The following is an 18,318-nucleotide window of genomic DNA, read 5'->3' as shown; positions in this document are numbered from 1 at the left end:
TTTTTTCCGCTTCGAGGTGGTGTTGGCACCTGAAGACCCTGGCCGGTCATGGTGCCGCGCTCCAGTTCAAATCCTTACGCAGCCTGTCCGTCAGGATCTGCGCCATAGCGGCGTGCGTCGGGGGGCTGGGATGCCAGTTGCACCCATAGCTTCCGACGGCGACCCTTAATCGCAGATAGTGCAAATGGGTGTCGCCCGCGGCAATCCGGGAATCGACCACGGCTTTGACTGCCGCTTCCCCCGCAGCGAAATCGGGATCCGAAAGCATCGGTCCGAGAGCGGCATAGATCAGCGCGTCCGGGTGCTCCGTCCTCAGCTTTGAGAGAAGCGCCGCATAGTCTTTCACGAAGGTCGGCGGGCGAAGGCCACTTCCGAAATCGTTGGTGCCGAGGTTGACTATTATCGCCTGATAGTCCGGATCGCCGGATGGGGGCGAGCCATTCTTGTCGGTGGGTGTCAATCGATCGATCAAGCCTGCCATGACCTCGCCGTCGTCATTAGCACGGGAGACTCCGATGCCGGATTTCGCCAGCGTCGTTACATCCGCGCCGAGCGTCCGGCCTGTGATGGCTTCGTAAGTCAGATATTGGTTTTCGGTCTCGGCATTGGCGTCGGGTTTACATCCCTTGGTCTTTGCCTCGACGCCGTAGCCTGCCGAGATCGAATCTCCGACGACCAGCAAACGCCGCGGCGACGGTCGAGATTGCAGAAAGCTGCCGTCTGTCTCTGCGGAAAGGAAGCGAGTGTTTCCGAACAGGCCCTCTGTTCGACGCGTCAATCGTACGGAGTGTTGTCCGTTCGGCAGCCCATCGGCAACGACGTAGAGTTTGCTCCCCTTGGCAAGATCGAGCCGCGAGACACGCCCGTCCACATCCAGCATGGCGCTGTTGTTGCCGCTATCTTCCAAGCGCAGCTTAAGAGATGTTCCGCGAAACACCATTTCGAGGCCGCTGCCGGGCCACCCAAACTCCCTGCGATCCTCCGCAACCCGACCGATCCAGCGCGAAGGCGCTGATACCTCTTCGGCTATGGCGGACTGAACGGAGATCAGAAGCAATAAAGATGCGTACAAACAAGGAAATATACCCATCAGCGAAAATCTATCTCTGTTTGAAATGCTGATCTTCGTCGGCCGCCCGGTGCCCAAGCGTAACAGGCATGCCGTTGTTGCTGAATGCACGAAATCCTACGTCACCTTACGTGACCCTGGCAGCCAAATCGGCAAGGGCATTATTCAATTTTTATATGTGAGCATATAGGTCGAGCATAACCTGCTCAGACATGTCGGCGTCGACTGAGCTTCGCCCGCCACGGCATTGCTCCCTCCGGGCCGTCCGTCCTGGTATATCTTGAGAACGCCGTTTTCTGCCGCTCGCTATTCGCGACATGGTGGGCGATGATATGGTAGTTGCTGTGGTTACCGGAACAGTTGTATCTCATTATGATAGGCGGCCTTCCTCATGACGTCAGCGTTCATCTCTCACCTGAAATCCGAGCTCATGGGCCTCAAGGAGGCCGGCCTATTCAAGGCCGAGCGTGTCATCACCTCCAAGCAAGCGGGCGAGATCGCCGTTCTCGGCGGCGCGCGGGTTCTCAATTTCTGCGCCAACAACTATCTCGGCCTTGCCGACAATGAAGAGCTCGCCGAGGCGGCGAAGAAGGCGCTCGACCGCTATGGCTACGGCATGGCCTCCGTGCGCTTCATCTGCGGCACGCAAGAGGAGCACAAGCAGCTCGAGGCGCGCATTTCCTCCTTCCTGAAAATGGAGGACACGATCCTCTACTCCTCCTGCTTCGATGCGAATGGCGGGTTGTTCGAGACGTTGCTCGGCGAAGAGGACGCCATCATTTCGGATGCGCTGAACCATGCCTCGATCATCGACGGCGTGCGGCTCTCCAAGGCAAAGCGCTTCCGCTATGCCAACAATGATATGGCGGCGCTTGAGGAGGAACTCAAGAAGGCCGAGGGCAGTCGCTTCAAGCTGATCGCGACGGATGGCGTCTTTTCCATGGACGGCATCATCGCCAATCTACAGGGCGTCTGCGATCTGGCGGAGAAATACGGCGCCATGGTCATGGTCGACGACAGCCACGCCGTCGGCTTTGTCGGTGATCACGGCCGCGGATCGGTCGAATATTGCGGCGTCGAAGGCAGGGTCGATATCATCACCGGCACGCTCGGCAAGGCGCTGGGTGGGGCCTCCGGCGGATACACCTCGGCGAAGGCCGAGATCGTCGAGTGGCTGCGGCAGCGCTCGCGGCCTTATCTGTTTTCAAATACGTTGGCGCCTGTCATCGCGGCGGCGTCGCTGAAGGTCTTCGAGCTGATCGAAAATGGCGATGCGCTGCGCGACCGGCTTTGCGGCAATGCCGAGTTTTTCCGGTCCGAGATGACCAAGCTCGGCTTCACGCTCGCAGGGGCGGATCATCCGATCATTCCGGTCATGCTCGGCGATGCCAAGCTGGCACAGGACATGGCAGCGCTGATGCTCAAGAAGGGTGTCTACGTCATCGGCTTTTCCTTCCCTGTCGTGCCGAAGGGGCAGGCCCGCATCCGCACGCAGATGTCGGCGGCGCATTCGCGCTCGGATGTCGAACGCGCGGTGGCCGCCTTTGCCGAGGCCGGCCGGGAACTTGGAATCATCTGAATCCGAATCATTTGAATCTCTTGGAGACGGCAGGTCATGTCGAACATGATGAAGGCGCTGGTTAAGGCAAAACCTGAAGTCGGGCTCTGGATGGAGAACGTGCCGGTGCCGGAGGTCGGGCCGAACGACGTGCTGATCCGGGTGAAGAAATCCGCGATCTGCGGCACCGACGTGCATATCTGGAACTGGGACAGCTGGGCACAGAAGACCATTCCCGTCCCGATGGTCGTCGGTCACGAATTCTGCGGCGAGATCGCGGAGATCGGTTCGGCCGTGACCAAGTACCATGTCGGCGAGCGGGTGTCGGGCGAGGGGCACATCGTCTGCGGCAAGTGCCGCAATTGCCGCGCCGGCCGTGGCCATCTCTGCCGCAACACGCTGGGTGTCGGCGTCAACCGGCCGGGTTCCTTTGGCGAATTCGTCTGCATTCCGGAATCGAATGTCGTGCCGATTCCGGCCGATATTCCCGACGAGGTCGCCGCGATCTTCGATCCCTTCGGCAATGCCGTCCACACAGCGCTGTCTTTCGATCTGGTCGGCGAGGACGTGCTGGTGACCGGGGCGGGGCCGATCGGCATCATGGGGGCGATGGTCGCCAAGCGTTCCGGAGCCCGCAAGGTCGTCATAACGGATATCAATCCGAACCGCTTGGCGCTCGCTCGCAAGGTCGGCATCGATTACGTGGTCGACGCGTCGAAGGAAAATCTGGCCGATGTGATGAAATCGATCGGCATGACCGAAGGCTTCGACGTCGGGCTTGAAATGTCGGGGGCCGCCGCCGCCTTTCGCGACATGATCGACAAGATGAACAATGGCGGCAAGATCGCCATTCTCGGCATCGCGCCAGCCGGCTTCGAGATCGACTGGAACAAAGTGATCTTCAAGATGCTTAACCTGAAAGGCATCTATGGTCGCGAAATGTTCGAGACGTGGTACAAGATGATCGCCTTCGTCCAGGGTGGATTGGACGTCTCGCAGGTCATCACCCACCGTATCGGGATCGACGATTTCCGCGAGGGATTCGAAGCCATGCGCTCGGGCAATTCCGGCAAGGTGGTGATGGACTGGAACTAGTGGAGGGCGGAATGCAATACGAGGGAAGCTGTCATTGCGGCAGGATCGCCTTTGATGTGGAGGGCGAGTTTTTAACTGGAATGGACTGCAACTGCTCGATCTGCCGCAGGCGCGGCTCCATCCTTGCCTTCGTACCGCGTTCCGATTTCCATTTGAGGACACCTGAGGAGAATGTCTCCACATATACCTTCAACACGCACACGCTGCAGCATCATTTCTGCGCGACCTGCGGAGTGGCGCCCTATGCCGAAGGCAAGGGGCCTGATGGCTCGCCGATGGCGGCGATCAATTTGCGCTGCGTTCCGGCCGTTGATCTATCCGAATTGCAGATGACTCACTTCGACGGTGCCAGCCGCTGATATCAGGCGCGGCATTTTGCAGCGGATGGTGCCCGATGGTTGCCAAAGATCCGCACCACTACCGCCGTCGAGAGAAGGTATTGGTATCAGGACCCTTGTCTTTGTCGGGCGCATTCCTAAATGAGGGAAGCAATCGATAGTGGCGGGCAAGCCTGTGGAAAAGGCTTTTTCTCGTCTTTCTCAGGCTTTTTTGCTGGAAAAGCTTGACGAGAACAAAAATTGTGGGAATCACCGTTTGTCTTCGGAATACGGTGAACTACTGGGTCAGGCGGATCACACAACCATGGCCGGAAATCCAAACGCAATCCAGCTTTGCTGTCCGGCGCCGGCGATCGTGGTTAATCAGGAATTAAGGTCATTCCGTTAGGTGGATATGGGTGATTCGAAGCCGGCGCGTCGCGCGCCAGGGCAGGCGAGGCCATTCACCGTAGCGAAGTTTAAAGCGTCAGGGAAAGCGACGATATAGATGGCAACCAAAGTCAAAGAAAACGAAGAAGCTGAAGTCGAACGCGACGGCGCCTCCGATGGCCCGCTTCTCGATCTTTCCGATGACGCGGTCAAGAAGATGATCAAGGCCGCGAAGAAGCGCGGCTACGTGACGATGGACGAGCTCAACGCCGTCCTGCCGTCCGAGGAAGTGACATCAGAGCAGATCGAAGACACGATGGCGATGCTGTCCGACATGGGCATCAACGTGATCGAGGATGAAGAGGCCGAAGAAGCCGGTGCTGCGCCTGCGGGCGGCGACGACGACGATTCAGGCGGCGACGAGGACAGCGAGGGCGGCGAACTCGCGCCTTCTTCCGGCACATCGCTTGCGACCAGCAAGAAGAAGGAACCGACGGACCGTACCGACGATCCGGTGCGCATGTATCTGCGCGAAATGGGTTCCGTAGAGCTTCTGTCGCGCGAAGGCGAAATCGCCATTGCAAAGCGCATTGAGGCTGGCCGCGAAACCATGATCGGCGGCCTCTGCGAGAGCCCGTTGACGTTCCAGGCGCTGATCATCTGGCGCGACGAACTCAACGAAGGCACCACGCTGCTGCGCGAGATCATCGATCTCGAAACCACCTATTCTGGTCCGGAAGCGAAGGCTGCTCCGCAGTTCCAGAGCCCGGAAAAGATCGAGGCTGACCGCAAGGCTGCCGAGGAAAAGGAAAAGACCCGGCGCATGCGCACCGGCGACGACGACATCACCGATGTCGGCGGCGAAGGCCTGCCGCCCGAGGAAGAGGAAGAGGACGAAGACGAGTCCAGCCTCTCGCTCGCCGCGATGGAAGCCGAGCTTCGCCCGCAGGTGATGCTGACGCTCGACACCATTGCCGAGACCTACAAGAAGCTGCGCAAGCTGCAGGATCAGCAGGTCGAGCAGCGCCTTGCCGCTTCCGGTACGCTTTCGTCTGCGCAGGAGCGCCGCTACAAGGAGCTCAAGGACGAACTGATCAAGTCGGTCAAGTCGCTTTCGCTGAACCAGAACCGCATCGACCTGCTCGTCGAGCAGCTCTACGACATCAACAAGCGTCTCGTGCAGAACGAAGGCCGCCTGTTGCGTCTGGCTGAATCCTACGGCGTCAAGCGCGACAGCTTCCTCGAGCAGTATAGCGGCGCCGAGCTCGATCCAAACTGGATGAAGTCGATCGGCAACCTGGCCGCTCGCGGCTGGAAGGAATTCGCCAAGAGCGAGAACACGACGATCCGCGATATCCGCCAGGAAATCCAGGATCTCGCCACGGAAACCGGTATTTCGATCACGGAATTCCGCCGCATCGTGCATATGGTGCAGAAGGGCGAGCGCGAAGCGCGTATCGCCAAGAAGGAAATGGTCGAGGCGAACCTTCGTCTCGTCATCTCCATCGCCAAGAAGTACACGAACCGCGGCCTGCAGTTCCTCGACCTCATTCAGGAAGGCAATATCGGCCTGATGAAGGCGGTCGATAAGTTCGAGTATCGCCGTGGTTACAAGTTCTCGACCTATGCGACGTGGTGGATCCGTCAGGCGATCACCCGCTCGATCGCCGACCAGGCCCGCACGATCCGTATTCCGGTGCACATGATCGAAACGATCAACAAGATCGTTCGTACCTCGCGCCAGATGCTGCACGAAATTGGTCGCGAGCCGACGCCGGAAGAACTGGCCGAAAAGCTCGCCATGCCGCTCGAAAAGGTCCGCAAGGTCCTGAAGATCGCCAAGGAGCCGATCTCGCTCGAAACCCCTGTGGGTGACGAAGAAGATAGCCACCTCGGCGATTTCATCGAAGACAAGAATGCGCTGCTGCCGATCGACGCCGCCATCCAGGCGAACCTGCGCGAGACGACGACCCGCGTTCTGGCATCGCTGACGCCGCGCGAAGAACGCGTGCTGCGCATGCGCTTCGGCATCGGCATGAACACCGACCACACGCTCGAAGAAGTCGGCCAGCAGTTCTCGGTTACCCGCGAACGTATCCGCCAGATCGAGGCGAAGGCTCTGCGCAAGCTGAAGCATCCGAGCCGGTCCAGAAAGCTGCGCTCGTTCCTCGACAGCTGAGGCCAGCAGGCGCATCACAAGATCAAGCCCGGTCAGCCCTGCTGGCCGGGTTTTTGTTTGGATGAGGCAGCTTGGCGCTATATTCGCGATTGCAGGTTGCGTTAGCGACTGACAAGCTGGTCACATGATCGCCTCTTTCGGGTTGGGTTTCGAAAGATTATAAGCGCAGGATTGAGTTTTCGACTTCTTATCCGGCATGACCATGATGAGGCCCACATCATACTGCTTAACGCCCCTTTGGATTTCATGGTTGTCGTCTGAGTGATGGAAAATACTCCCGAAAAACGCCGGGGGAAGTTCGGCAGGATCGTGGCTGCGTCCATCGCGGTCCATCTTGTCGTCGCCGCGTTGATCTTCGTGAGGCTGCCGGACCAGCAGACGCCTGAGAAGGAAGACGCCGTCAACGTCGACCTGGTGCCGCCTCCGGAGGAAAAGAAGCCCGAGCAGCAGATGGCGCAAAAGGCGCCGGAACCGCAGCCGGAAAAGAAGGCCGAGAAGGCGCCCGAGCCGCCCCCGCCAGCGGCTCCAACGCCCGAAAAGCAGGAGGGGCAACAGGCACCGCAGCAAAAGCCGCCGCAGGAAAAGACTGAGGAGAAAAAGGCCGAGCCGCCGCCGCCCAAGCCGGAGGAGAAGCCGCCGGAAAAAGCACCTGAGCCCCCGAAGCCGCCGGAGCAGAAGCCACCGGAAGCGCCTAAGCCGCCACAAGCGCCAAAGCCTCCGGAAAGGCAGCCGGAGCCGCCAAAACCGCCTGAGCCTCAGAAAGAAGAGGCCAAGGCTGAGGAGCCGCCTAAGCCGAAGGAAAAGCAACCGCAGCCGCCGAAGCAGGAGGTGGCGCAGGCGCAACCCGAGCCGCCAATACCCACAGAGCTTCCAGTTCATGAGTACACGGACAAGGATGCCGGGCACAAATCCCCGGATGACAATGCGACGGAAGATTCCGGCGATGCTGATGGCAATGCCAACAAGGTCGCCGAAGCTGCTGGTGGGAAACTACCGTCAAACATCGACGACGCAGCAAAACCAGGCAAGCAGGCGCAATCTGCAAGCCCTGTGGCAAAGGATATAAATTTACCTGAGACTGATGTGAACGATGTTCATTCGGAAAACGACGCCCCGAATTCAGATGGCGATGGCAGTCTGCATACGAGCTTTGCGACCGAAAAAAAGCTGGAGGATGCGAAGCCGCCAACGGACAACTCCAAGCCAGGGGCAAAGACAGTCTCCTCGGCCGACGCTCAAGATGGTACCGGGCTTAAGCTGAAGACAGCCAAAACGCTATTCTCAACAGAGGAGACGTCTGACCCTACCACCGTAAGGGCGCTTCGCAATCTTCCCCGGGGAACGCGATTTGGAACGCTGTGTTACAATCAGTTGGTCGCTCAACTCACGCAGGCTGAGGGACATTTTCCCACGCAAGTTCCGAATTATCCTGGCGTTTCCGGCAACACACTCAACATCAGCCGGGCTGCCTTCCAAGACCCAACGGGCGTTTGGCGCCGCATGATTTTCAAATGCGAGGTCAATAACGATGCGACCAAGGTCGTATCCTTCTCGTTCGATGTTGGCGGTGCCGTCCCGCGTAGTGAATGGAAGAGCCTTCAGATTCGGGGGGATTAGCCGCAAGTTACCGCCGGAGGATGGACGCCGACTGGCATCCATCCCACCAGCCTTGCGCAAGAACCGACCTCTATTTCTAACCCCACTACCGGGGATGGTTCCGGAAATTGGGGGCAATGACGTGTCTGAAGAACTTATCCGTTTTCTCGAAAACCAGGACGAATCCGTGAGCGCGATGCTCGTCCAGAACATAGGCGACGAGCTGACCGATATATTGGTCGCAGCGCTCGAAGAAGCGCTTGATGTGCTCGCTGCCGAAGAGCTGCCAACTACCCTGCATTGATTAAGCATTTTCGTACCGGTCCGTTTGCTTGTTTGGTTACGGCGGCAGGTCTATAGTTCCTGTTGCGGGGGCGACGGGAGCCATGAGGCGCCGGACCGACGAACGCACACCGGCGTGGGCTATGCCTCCAGGGGAGGTATGCGATGACCACTTATATCGTGCTGATCAACTGGACTGAGCAAGGCATTAAGAATGTTCGCGAATCGCCGAAGCGGCTCGATGCCGCGCGCAAGATGCTCGGCGAATTGGGTGGGAATTTTCGTGAATTCTATCTGACTATGGGCGAGTATGACATGGTCGCCGTTTGCGAAGCGCCGAACGATACCGTCGTTGCCCGGTTTACGCTTTCTCTCGGAGCTGCTGGCAGTGTCAGGACGAAGACGCTGAAGGCGTTTCCCGAGATGGCATATCGCGACATCATCGGCTCTCTATAGGATAATATAGCTTGCGCGGGCTTACCCCGCGTTACATCGCCTTCGCTTTTGCGGCGAGGGCTTCAGCTTCTGACGCATTTGTGAACGCAAGAGGTCATCTGCCGGGGCAGGTGACCTCTTGCGCGGATTTAAAAATTACATGATGATCGTCATCTAAATAAATGTACGGATTGGTGGATATTATGCGCATTCTCGTGGTCGGTGCCGGCGGCATTGGTGGTTATTTTGGCGGCAGACTGGCAGCGGCCGGTCGGGACGTGACTTTTCTGGTTCGTCCGAAACGAGGCGAGCTCCTGCGCGAGAGCGGCCTGAGCATCCGCAGCCCAAAGGGAGATTTGCATATTGCGCAGCCGAAGCTTGTCACCGCCGATAGCCTGAAGGAGACGTTCGACCTCGTTCTGCTTGGCTGCAAGGCCTATGACCTTGACGATGCGATGGCGTCCTTCGCTCCGGCTGTTGGCCCTCAGACGATGATCCTGCCGACACTGAACGGCATGCGGCACCTGGAACGGCTGGAAGCGCGTTTCGGCGCGGAGGCGGTTCTCGGCGGCGCTTGCTTCATATCGTCGACCATTGCGTCCGATGGCGCCATCCTGCACTTCAACGACCTGCATCGCATTGCCTTCGGCGACCGCAGGGGTGGCATGCCGGCGCGGATCGAAGCGATTGCCGAGACTTTTTCCAATGCCGGTTTCGATATCGAGGCAAGCCCCAATATCCTTAAGGCCATGTGGGACAAATGGGCGTTCATCGCATCGACGGCGGGCATGACCTGCCTGATGCGCGCTGCGATCGGCGACTATGTGGCCGCCGGCGCGTCCGATCTGGCGTTGAAGCTGATCGACGAATGCCTTGACATCGCCGCAGCCAACGGTTTCGCCCCCGGTGAAGCCGCCGTCCAGCGCATCCGCGGCTTTCTGACGACAGCCGGCTCGCCGATCACCGCCTCGATGCTCCGCGATATCGAAGGTAACGGCCGTATCGAAAGCGACCAGATCGTCGGCGATATGCTTGTCCGCGCGGCGCCGGACAAGCGCGCCTCCTATACGATGCTCAACATCGTTCTCGCCCATCTCAAGGCATATGAGGCACAACGGGCGAGACAGGCTGCGAACGGTTAGCGCAGCCTGTTCCGGACAATTTCGATTGCTGACTTTGGCAATCGTTTAGAGGGTTACGACGAACTTGCCCATCGACTGGTCCGCCTCCATCAGCCGATGCGCCTCGCGGATATCGTGAAAATCGAAGACTCGCGCAGGGTTGGCCTTGTAAAGGCCAGCCTCCGATCGCTCGACGATGGCTTGCAGGGGGACGTCGTCGAGCTCGTAGCCGGGCGTACCGAACATGAAGCTGGCAAAGAAGCTGAGCTGAACGCCGCTCGGCATATGTGTGAGCGGATCGAAGCCTGCAATTCCACTGCCGCCGCCCAGGAAGCCCGCCATGCAGACATGGCCGCCTCTTCGGACGATCTTGAGCGAGTCCAGCAATGTTGATGTGCCGACGATGTCCAGAACGGCGTCGATGCCGGAAGGGTATTCTTGGCGCAAAGTCTTGCTTAGGAGAGGTTCGTCCAGGAGTACCTGATGAGCGCCAAGCTCTCGAAGAGCGGGGAGCCTCTCAGGCCTCCTGGTTGTTGCTATGATCCTGATATCTTCAGCGGCGGCGATGTTGATCGCCGCCTGGCCAAGCGCTGATGTCGCGCCTCTGATCAGCAGGGTCTGTCCAGGGGTCAGCGAGAGATTACGATGCAGGCATGTCCATGCCGTTGCATAGGATTCCGGAAGAGCCGCGAGATCCGGCCACGGCAGGCTTGAACGAATAGGGATCACATTCGTCAGCGGTACACGTGTGCGTTCGGCGTAGCTGCCGTTGATGCTGTGACCCATGCCGCCCATGAGGGCGGCAACGCGTGTTCCAGCCGAAAATCGGCCGCTCGGATCGTGCAGCACCTCTCCGACACATTCTATGCCGCTGATTTTTGCGACGTCCCCCCACTTGCCGCTACGCATGTAAGTTTCAGCTCGATTGAGGCCGAAGGCACGCACTGCAATGACGACGTATCCCTCTGTGGGTTCAGGATCCGGCTGATCGGTAATGTCGAGGACATCCGGTCCTCCATATTCTCGGAAGGCAATGGCTTTCATGGCTAGGCTCCTTGTTAACACCAGAGCCTTTCTATCTTGATGCGCTGTAGATATATTGTTCAAAATTACGGCGAACTTGGTAGATAGGATCTACAATAATGGATATCACTCTTCAGCAGCTCAGATGTTTTGATGCGGTGGTCACAGAGGGCAGTTTCCAGGCAGCGGCAGACCGCTTGATGCGCACGCATCCGACCGTGGTTTCAGCCGTCCGCAATCTTGAGGAACAACTTGGATTTTCGCTTCTCGATCGCAGCGGCTACCGCGTCGTGTTGACGGACAGGGGACGGGTCTTTCATGCCAAGGCTCAAGATTTCCTCCGTCAGGCTGCCGGCCTTCGTACGTTTGGAAAACAACTTTCCATGGGCGAGGAGACTGCACTGCGGGTCGTGATCGGCGACTTGTGTCCGCTTGAGCCAACGTTGCAGCTTTTGCGAAATTTTTTCACCGATAATCCAGCCACCCGCCTCGATCTCTATTTCGAAGCGATTTCGGGCCCATGGGAACGGCTGGCAGACGACGAGGCAGATCTGATCCTTCACCACATCGACGAGAGCGATCCGATGATGGAATATATTGATCTGCTGTCGGTCGACATCATTCCTGTCGTGGCAGGAGAAATATTTCCGAATGTATGTCCCGAGAATATCACGCCATCACATCTGCAAGGTCTCGCGCAATGCATCATTCGCGATACTGCGCGCCATTCACCGCCAAGGGATTATTATGTCCTTAAGGGTGCGCGACAACTGACGGTGAGCGATCAGCTCATGAAGAAGCAAGTGATCTTGAATGCTATGGGCTGGGGACATATGCCACGCTTTCTCGTGGAGAAGGAGGTAGGCGATGGCACGTTGGTTGATTTCACCAACGGTGATTTCAAGGGTGGACGCGTAGACCTCGTCGCTGCTCGTCGCCGTGACCGTCCGCATGGACCGGCCGGGGAGCGTCTTTGGCACTACATCCGATCGGAAGTCTCCACTTGGCAAGGTAACGACTGCGACAAATTGTCAACTTCGCAGCTGCAGCATTGACAAGAGTTCTGATGCGGCAGAGCAGGGCCCCATAAGTTTCTTATATCAATTCCGATCCGCCGGCTGCGGCATGGCGGACCCAGGACAGTTCTGATGGACAGCTATCAATCCAGACGGGGCAGCGTTTTTCGCCACCCCGGTTATCTAAATTTTGCCGCCTCGCGGGTTTTTTCCTCCATATCTTTTCAATCAGCGACCGTCGCGATGGGCTGGATGATTTACGACCAGACCCACAGCGCGTTTGCGCTCGGTCTCGTCGGCTTCTGCCAATTCCTGCCTATGGTCATCCTGACCTTCGTGGTCGGCCATGTCGCTGACCGTTTCGATCGGCGGCGGATCGGTCTTGCCTGCCAGTTGCTGGAGGGGATCACCTGCTTGATATTGGCCGTCGCGACCTGGCAGCACTGGCTGACGCCAACGGGTATTCTCGTCGCCGTAACCGTGATGGGCGCTGTGGTTTCCTTCGAGCGTCCGACCATGGCGTCGCTGCTGCCGAACGTCGTCGGCCCATCTCTTTTGCAGCAGGCGATCGCCACCTCGACATCGATGATGCAGACGGCCTTCATCATCGGCCCTTCGATCGGCGGCCTGCTCTATGGCCTCGATCCGGTAGCGCCCTTTGCCTTTTCCGCCATCTGCTTTGCGATTGCGAGTTTCAACGTCATTTCGATCAGGATGGAGCGGCAGCAGAAATCGGGACGTGAGCCGGTGACGTTGAAATCGGTCTTTGCCGGCGTTGCCTTCATCCGCAGCAAGCCACTGATGCTCGGCACTATTTCGCTCGATCTCTTCGCCGTGCTGCTCGGTGGCGCCACCGCGCTGCTGCCGATGTTTGCACGCGATATCCTGCATGCCGGTCCCTGGGGCCTCGGCCTTCTGCGTGCCTCTCCGGCGATCGGCGCGCTGGTCATGTCGATTGTTCTGGCACGCTGGCCGATCCAGAGCGAAGCCGGCAAGAAGATGCTGATCGCCGTCGCCATCTTCGGCGTGGCGACGATCGTCTTTTCGCTGTCGAGCAACGTTATCCTGTCCGTCGGGGCGCTGCTCATCGTCGGCGCGTCGGATACGGTCAGCGTCGTCGTGCGCAGCTCGCTCGTTCAGCTGCTGACGCCGGATGAGATGCGCGGGCGGGTCAACGCGGTCAATTCGCTGTTTATCGGCACGTCCAACCAGCTTGGCGAATTTGAATCCGGCATGCTGGCGGCCGTGCTCGGCCCAATCGTAACGGGCATTGTCGGCGGCGTCGGAACGATCGCGGTCGTGTTGCTCTGGATGCGGCTCTTCCCCGATCTCGGCAAGGTGAAGACGCTGTCAGGCTGACAGCGCAATCGCCTGCAATGAGTAGGCCGGCGCCGTACTGCGCAGCTCGCTGGCATCACGGCGCGGCGGTGCGCCGAACATACGATTATATTCGCGGCTGAACTGCGATGCACTCTCATAGCCTACCTGATGGGCCGCTTCGGCGACGCTTGCCGCTTCGCTTACCAGCAACCGGCGCGCCTCTATCAGCCTCAGATGCTTCTGATACTGGAGCGGGCTCATCGAGGTGATCAGCTTGAAATGCTCATGGAAGGAAGAGGGGCTCATGTTCGCGGCTGCCGCCAGCTCATTGACGCGGATTGGCTTGGCGAAGTCTTCGCGCAGGATGAAGATGGCATCGGCGATGCGCTGCATGTGGCTGTCCGGCAGGGTCAGCTTGCAGATATCGCCGCCATGCTCGCCATTCAACAACCAGAAGCAGATTTCCTGCATGATGGCGGGATAGAGCACGGGGATCGCCTTCGGCGTTCTCGCAAGCCGTATCAGGCGCACCATGCAATCGGTTAGCTGTTCGTCGGCATCCTGTACGAAGATGCCGAGCCGGCTTCGATTGGCAGGTCTCGGTCTTCTCGGCATCTTTCGCATGACATCGCGCAGCACTGCGACGTCGAGTTCCAGCGTGATGCCGATATAGGGCTCGTTTCGGCTTGCCTGGACCACGCGGCCGATGCCGGGAAGCTCTATGCCGATCACGAGCGATTGCTGCTCTTCATATCTCAGGACGTCGTCACCGAGCATGATCTGCTTTGCGCCCTGCACAACGAAGCAGAGCGACGGCCTATAGACCATGTGGCGCGGCAGCGTCTCGGTGCTCGATCGCATGATGCAGAGGGACGGCATCGGCGTGCCGAACAGACCGTCCTCGCCGCCCTCCGCCTCGACATATTCCCGGAGGATATCCTTCACCTGTGACGACATCTGCGTCTCCCGTCCTTTTCAATGGTTCAGAGATAGGTCCGCCGGCTGTTCTTCGCAAATCGATAATTCGGAGGAATAGGCAGAAACAGCGTGTATTCCGGCATTAAGCGAATGCCTGTCGGCGACTAGATTCCGGGGCAGATCACAATCACCAAGGAGACATGTGATGCCTAGCCAAAACAATCCGAGCGCCCAGCCCAAAATCGCCATCATCACCGGCGGCAGCCGCGGCCTCGGCCGCAACACCGCCATTGCGCTTGCGCGGGACGGTGTCGATTCCATCATCACCTATCATTCCAATCGGGAGGAAGCGGAGAAGGTCGTCTCCCTTGTTGCGGAACACGGACGCCGCGCCGTGGCGCTGCAGCTCGATACCGGCAAAATTTCCGCTTTCGACGGTTTCGTGGAAAAGGTCCGCGGTGCGCTCTCCGAGCTTGGCACGGATCGGTTCGACTATCTCGTCAACAATGCCGGCACCTCGCATCACAACAGCTTCGAAAAGACGACGGAAGCGGAGCTGGATGGTCTCTACGAGGTTCATTTCAAGGGCGTGTTCTTCCTGACCCAGAAGCTTCTGCCACTGATCAGGGATGGCGGCCGGATCATCAACGTCTCTTCCGGCCTCACCCGTTTCAGCAATCCGGGCAGCGGCTCCTATGCCTCGATGAAGGGCGCGGTGGAGGTTCTCACCCGCTACCTCGCCAAGGAGCTCGGGCCGCGCGGCATCACGGTCAACACCGTTGCTCCCGGCGCCATCGCCACGGATTTCAGCGGTGGCATCGTGCGCGACAATCCCGAGATCAACAAGCGGGTTGCGGACATGACCGCACTTGGCCGTGTCGGCCAGCCGAACGATATCGGCCCGATGATTGCCTCGATGCTGTCAGACGCCAATCGCTGGATCAACGGTCAGCGCGTCGAAGCTTCGGGCGGCATGATGCTCTGACAAGGGGGGTGGCCGGGCTCGGTCCGGCCATCCCTTCTGTTTTGTTCAATAGCGGCCCGCCTTGCGCACCGGCGGCGAGGGGCGCCAACCTAGCCGCGATAGGCCTTCTCCAGTTCCGCGACGTCGAGCTTCACCATCTTCATCATCGCTTCCTGGACGCGATTGGCCTTTACCGAATCTTCGTCGTTCATAAAGCGGATCAGGGCTTCGGGGACGATCTGCCATGACAGGCCGAAACGGTCCTTGAGCCAGCCGCACTGCTGTTCTTTGCCGCCGTCGAGCAGATGCTCCCAGTAATAATCGACCTCCGCCTGGTCCTTGCAATCGACGAAGAACGAAACCGCTTCGTTGAATTTGAAATGTGGTCCGCCGTTGAGGCACATGAACTTCTGGCCGGCAAGTTCGAAGTTGGCAAAGAAGGCCTTGCCGTCAGGCGCTCTCTTCATCTGTGTCACGCGGCTGTCCCTAAAGATCTTGCTGTAGAAGGTGATCGCCTCTTCGAGCTGGTTGTCGAACCAGAGGCAGGGGGTAATTTTCTGCATGCTTTCCTCCATTTGCAGTGTTGCTGTGCCAAGGACGGACAAGGATCGGACGTTCCGACAGCGGCCCTCGGTTTTTTCTGCAACCCAGCTCGATCATCGTGCTAGAAGCCGGATATGATCAGTCTTGTCCCGTTTTCTACCGACCATATCGAAACTCTACTCACCTGGTTTCCGACCGATGCGGATCTGGTGCAATGGGCAGGGGCGACCCTCGTTTTTCCGCTCGACAGACGGCAGCTCGAAGACATTCTCGCTGAAACACAGGTTGTTCGGCCGCAGCGCAATGCCTGGATGGCCGTCACCGATGAGGGCCGTATCGTCGGTCATGTGCAACTGGTGACGGATCGGCGCAATGGTATCGGGCGGCTTGCCCGCGTCGGCGTCGCGCCGGCCGAGCGCGGCCGCGGATATGGCATTCAGATGGTCCGGTGCGTGGTGGACAAGGCGTTTTCCGATCCGAATACGGAGCGCGTCGAACTCAACGTCTTCAGCTTCAACACTGCTGCACTGCGCACCTATGAAAGGCTGGGTTTCGTTCGCGAAGGCACGCGCCGATCCTCAGCTCGCGTTGGCAGCGAGCGTTGGGACACCGTCATCATGGGGCTGCTCAGAAGTGAATATCTAAGCCATGTCGAGGCTGTGGCCTGACGGTCACGGCGGAATGGAGCATTGAGGGCTGGAGTCACCTCCCGGCGACCCGTGCGCTCAAACGAAAAGCCATCGCCCACATTACGCAGCGCATCGCAGATTCCCGAAAGAATGCGGAAGCTCGATATCGTGAACGGGAATCTCTGGACATTCGCGTCGTTGCTTGAAAGCTTGTAATATAAAGGCTCTACGTCATATCTGGCGAAGCAAATGAACAAGGAGGCCCCCACATGTTCCGGATGTCGATCGATCGTCTCGTTTCCTGGGTGCGGCTATGACCGGCCCCTATGTTGCTCCCGCCCCGCCGGTCACCCTCGTTATCTTCGGCGCCACCGGCGACCTCACGCGTCGCCTGCTGGTGCCGACGCTGATCAACATGATCAAGTCCGGCCTGGTCGGAGACGGCTTTGCCGTGCTCGGCGTTGGCATCGAGCCCGGCGGAGACGAGATGTTGCGCGAGCGGCTGGGCAAGTTCCTGCTCGACAACAAGATCCAGTTTGAGGATGGCGGTATCGGCTGGCGAAACCTCAGCGAGCGGATTTCCTATATTTCGGGCGACTTCACCCGGGACTCGATCTACGAGCAGATCGGCCAGCGCCTTGAGAAATCGGGCCATGGCAATGCCGCTTTCTACCTGGCCGTACAGCCGCGCTTCTTCGGTGACATCATCGACAAGCTCGGCGATCATAAGCTGACCACGGAGACCGCGGGCTATTTCCGTCGCATCGCGATCGAGAAGCCATTCGGCACCGATCTGGCTTCTGCCAAGGCGCTGAACGTGCGCATCCTCAACCGGGTCGCTGAGATGCAGGTCTACCGGATCGACCATTTCTTGGGCAAGGAGACGGTGCAGAACATCATGACGGCGCGCTTTGCCAACATGATGTTCGAGTCGCTCTGGAACAGCAATTATATCGACCATGTCCAGATCACCGCTGCGGAAATCGTCGATGTCGGCACGCGCGGCAAATTCTACGACGAGACCGGCGCATTGCGCGACATGGTGCCCAACCACCTGTTCCAGCTTCTGGCCATGGTGGCGATGGAGCCGCCGAACAGCTTCGACGCCGAGGCGATCCGTAACGAAAAGGGCAAGCTTCTGAAGGCGTTGCGCGTCTATTCCCCCGAGGAAGCGAAGCACAACGGCGTACGCGGTGCCTACACGGCGGGTTCGCTCGCCGGCAAAGACCTGCCGGCCTATACGCAGACACCCGATGTCAACCCTGATAGCAAGACCGAAACCTTCGTGGCGTTGAAGCTCTTTGTCGATACATGGCGCTGGGCGTGCGTTCCCTTCTATCTGAGAACCGGAAAGTCGCTGACGGCGCGGGATACGGAAATCGTCGTCACGTTCAAGCAGGTGCCCTTTGCGCAGTTCCACGGCACCGAGGTGCAGCGCATGCTGCCGCCCAATAAATTGATCATCCAGGTGCAGCCAAACGAGGGCCTGCACATGGAAATCTCGATCAAACGGCCAGGCCTCGTCGTCGATACCGTGCCCGTGTCGCTGGATTTCCGATATTCTGATATGTTCGATATCGGGAATACGACCGGCTATGAATCGCTGCTTTATGATCTTTTCATCGGCGATCAGACGCTGTTCCAGCGGGCCGACGCGATTGAGGCGGGCTGGGCTGCGGTGCAGCCTTTCCTCGATCTCTGGTCACATAGCGATGACAAGCCGGATCCCTACACGCCGGGTAGCATGGGTCCACAATGCGCCGACGATCTGATCGAGCGCGACGGGCGCAAGTGGCACGAGCCGCAAGTGCTACGGAAGGACAAGTAACCTACATTGGATCGAAGGAACGGTGCCGGCATCCG

At 58.9% G+C, this 18,318-nt stretch carries 17 protein-coding genes; 13 read left to right on the top strand and 4 right to left on the bottom strand.

Annotated features, from left to right (window positions below; all coding sequences use genetic code 11):
* Positions 1-46: 46 nt before the first annotated feature.
* Positions 47-1,057, bottom strand: coding sequence for an SGNH/GDSL hydrolase family protein (locus DTW90_RS01710; protein WP_188079858.1), 1,011 nt, complete (start codon positions 1,055-1,057; stop codon positions 47-49).
* A gap of 403 nt (positions 1,058-1,460) precedes the next feature.
* On the opposite strand from DTW90_RS01710, the gene DTW90_RS01705 reads away from it, so the two are divergent.
* The 8 genes from DTW90_RS01705 to panE all read left to right on the top strand — a co-directional run bounded on the left by DTW90_RS01705 (position 1,461) and on the right by panE (position 10,063).
* Entirely contained in the window at positions 1,461-2,648 is a 1,188-nt protein-coding gene (locus DTW90_RS01705) for a glycine C-acetyltransferase (protein ID WP_149336143.1), read from the top strand.
* A 36-nt stretch (positions 2,649-2,684) separates the two neighbouring features.
* Positions 2,685-3,722, top strand: coding sequence for an L-threonine 3-dehydrogenase (tdh, locus tag DTW90_RS01700; RefSeq protein WP_149336142.1), 1,038 nt, complete (start codon positions 2,685-2,687; stop codon positions 3,720-3,722).
* Positions 3,723-3,733: 11 nt separating this feature from the next.
* Positions 3,734-4,081 (top strand): GFA family protein, encoded by a 348-nt coding sequence (locus DTW90_RS01695; RefSeq protein ID WP_149336141.1) that lies wholly within the window; start codon positions 3,734-3,736, stop codon positions 4,079-4,081.
* 466 nt (positions 4,082-4,547) lie between these two features.
* Complete coding sequence (rpoD, locus tag DTW90_RS01690; protein ID WP_149336140.1) at positions 4,548-6,608, top strand: RNA polymerase sigma factor RpoD; 2,061 nt, start codon at positions 4,548-4,550, stop codon at positions 6,606-6,608.
* A gap of 309 nt (positions 6,609-6,917) precedes the next feature.
* On the top strand, positions 6,918-8,225 hold the full coding sequence (locus DTW90_RS01685; RefSeq protein WP_188079857.1) for a DUF930 domain-containing protein: 1,308 nt from the start codon (positions 6,918-6,920) through the stop codon (positions 8,223-8,225).
* A gap of 121 nt (positions 8,226-8,346) precedes the next feature.
* Entirely contained in the window at positions 8,347-8,508 is a 162-nt protein-coding gene (locus tag DTW90_RS36970) for a hypothetical protein (protein ID WP_188079856.1), read from the top strand.
* 143 nt (positions 8,509-8,651) lie between these two features.
* Positions 8,652-8,942, top strand: a complete 291-nt coding sequence (locus tag DTW90_RS01680; protein ID WP_132519617.1) for a GYD domain-containing protein — start codon at positions 8,652-8,654, stop codon at positions 8,940-8,942.
* Between the two features lie 182 nt (positions 8,943-9,124).
* Positions 9,125-10,063, top strand: a complete 939-nt coding sequence (panE, locus tag DTW90_RS01675; RefSeq protein WP_149336138.1) for a 2-dehydropantoate 2-reductase — start codon at positions 9,125-9,127, stop codon at positions 10,061-10,063.
* Between the two features lie 45 nt (positions 10,064-10,108).
* Here panE and DTW90_RS01670 read toward each other — a convergent pair whose 3' ends face one another.
* Positions 10,109-11,086: a zinc-binding dehydrogenase gene (locus DTW90_RS01670; RefSeq protein WP_149336137.1), complete on the bottom strand. Its 978-nt coding sequence runs from the start codon at positions 11,084-11,086 to the stop codon at positions 10,109-10,111.
* 98 nt (positions 11,087-11,184) lie between these two features.
* Here DTW90_RS01670 and DTW90_RS01665 point away from each other — a divergent pair, with 98 nt between their 5' ends.
* Positions 11,185-12,120 carry a LysR family transcriptional regulator gene (locus tag DTW90_RS01665; protein WP_348642622.1) on the top strand — a complete coding sequence of 312 codons (936 nt, stop codon included), beginning with the start codon at positions 11,185-11,187 and terminating at the stop codon, positions 12,118-12,120.
* Between the two features lie 93 nt (positions 12,121-12,213).
* Positions 12,214-13,440 carry an MFS transporter gene (locus DTW90_RS01660; protein WP_149336135.1) on the top strand — a complete coding sequence of 409 codons (1,227 nt, stop codon included), beginning with the start codon at positions 12,214-12,216 and terminating at the stop codon, positions 13,438-13,440.
* Here DTW90_RS01660 and DTW90_RS01655 read toward each other — a convergent pair.
* The gene (locus tag DTW90_RS01655) at positions 13,432-14,358 is read right to left on the bottom strand and encodes an AraC family transcriptional regulator (protein ID WP_149336134.1); all 927 of its coding nucleotides are present in this window, start codon (positions 14,356-14,358) and stop codon (positions 13,432-13,434) included. The genes DTW90_RS01660 and DTW90_RS01655 overlap by 9 nt on opposite strands.
* Before the next feature lie 166 nt (positions 14,359-14,524).
* On the opposite strand from DTW90_RS01655, the gene DTW90_RS01650 reads away from it, so the two are divergent.
* Entirely contained in the window at positions 14,525-15,304 is a 780-nt protein-coding gene (locus DTW90_RS01650; RefSeq protein WP_149336133.1) for an SDR family oxidoreductase, read from the top strand.
* A gap of 89 nt (positions 15,305-15,393) precedes the next feature.
* Here DTW90_RS01650 and DTW90_RS01645 read toward each other — a convergent pair whose 3' ends face one another.
* On the bottom strand, positions 15,394-15,846 hold the full coding sequence (locus DTW90_RS01645; protein WP_132519638.1) for a VOC family protein: 453 nt from the start codon (positions 15,844-15,846) through the stop codon (positions 15,394-15,396).
* A gap of 114 nt (positions 15,847-15,960) precedes the next feature.
* Between DTW90_RS01645 and DTW90_RS01640 the strand changes: the two genes are divergently transcribed.
* The gene (locus DTW90_RS01640) at positions 15,961-16,494 is read left to right on the top strand and encodes a GNAT family protein (RefSeq protein ID WP_149336132.1); all 534 of its coding nucleotides are present in this window, start codon (positions 15,961-15,963) and stop codon (positions 16,492-16,494) included.
* 274 nt (positions 16,495-16,768) lie between these two features.
* Positions 16,769-18,283: a glucose-6-phosphate dehydrogenase gene (gene zwf, locus DTW90_RS01635; RefSeq protein WP_149336131.1), complete on the top strand. Its 1,515-nt coding sequence runs from the start codon at positions 16,769-16,771 to the stop codon at positions 18,281-18,283.
* The last annotated feature ends 35 nt before the right edge of the window (positions 18,284-18,318 follow it).

This window comes from Neorhizobium sp. P12A (assembly GCF_008365395.1).
In the GTDB taxonomy this organism is placed as follows: Bacteria; Pseudomonadota; Alphaproteobacteria; order Rhizobiales; family Rhizobiaceae; genus Rhizobium.
The sequence above is the reverse complement of the archived record's forward strand: the minus strand, read 5'-3'. Positions and strand labels throughout refer to the sequence as shown.

Bases quoted from the DNA above. Each gene is read 5' to 3' on its own strand.
- DTW90_RS01640 (WP_149336132.1), top strand. From the start codon at position 15,961: ATGATCAGTCTTGTCCCGTTTTCTACCGACCATATCGAAACTCTACTC.
- tdh (WP_149336142.1), top strand. From the start codon at position 2,685: ATGTCGAACATGATGAAGGCGCTGGTTAAGGCAAAACCTGAAGTCGGG.
- DTW90_RS01680 (WP_132519617.1), top strand. From the start codon at position 8,652: ATGACCACTTATATCGTGCTGATCAACTGGACTGAGCAAGGCATTAAG.
- DTW90_RS01665 (WP_348642622.1), top strand. From the start codon at position 11,185: ATGGATATCACTCTTCAGCAGCTCAGATGTTTTGATGCGGTGGTCACA.
- DTW90_RS01645 (WP_132519638.1), bottom strand. From the start codon at position 15,846: ATGCAGAAAATTACCCCCTGCCTCTGGTTCGACAACCAGCTCGAAGAG.
- DTW90_RS01670 (WP_149336137.1), bottom strand. From the start codon at position 11,086: ATGAAAGCCATTGCCTTCCGAGAATATGGAGGACCGGATGTCCTCGAC.
- panE (WP_149336138.1), top strand. From the start codon at position 9,125: ATGCGCATTCTCGTGGTCGGTGCCGGCGGCATTGGTGGTTATTTTGGC.
- rpoD (WP_149336140.1), top strand. From the start codon at position 4,548: ATGGCAACCAAAGTCAAAGAAAACGAAGAAGCTGAAGTCGAACGCGAC.
- DTW90_RS01660 (WP_149336135.1), top strand. From the start codon at position 12,214: ATGGACAGCTATCAATCCAGACGGGGCAGCGTTTTTCGCCACCCCGGT.
- DTW90_RS01655 (WP_149336134.1), bottom strand. From the start codon at position 14,358: ATGTCGTCACAGGTGAAGGATATCCTCCGGGAATATGTCGAGGCGGAG.
- DTW90_RS01695 (WP_149336141.1), top strand. From the start codon at position 3,734: ATGCAATACGAGGGAAGCTGTCATTGCGGCAGGATCGCCTTTGATGTG.
- zwf (WP_149336131.1), top strand. From the start codon at position 16,769: ATGACCGGCCCCTATGTTGCTCCCGCCCCGCCGGTCACCCTCGTTATC.
- DTW90_RS01705 (WP_149336143.1), top strand. From the start codon at position 1,461: ATGACGTCAGCGTTCATCTCTCACCTGAAATCCGAGCTCATGGGCCTC.
- DTW90_RS01650 (WP_149336133.1), top strand. From the start codon at position 14,525: ATGCCTAGCCAAAACAATCCGAGCGCCCAGCCCAAAATCGCCATCATC.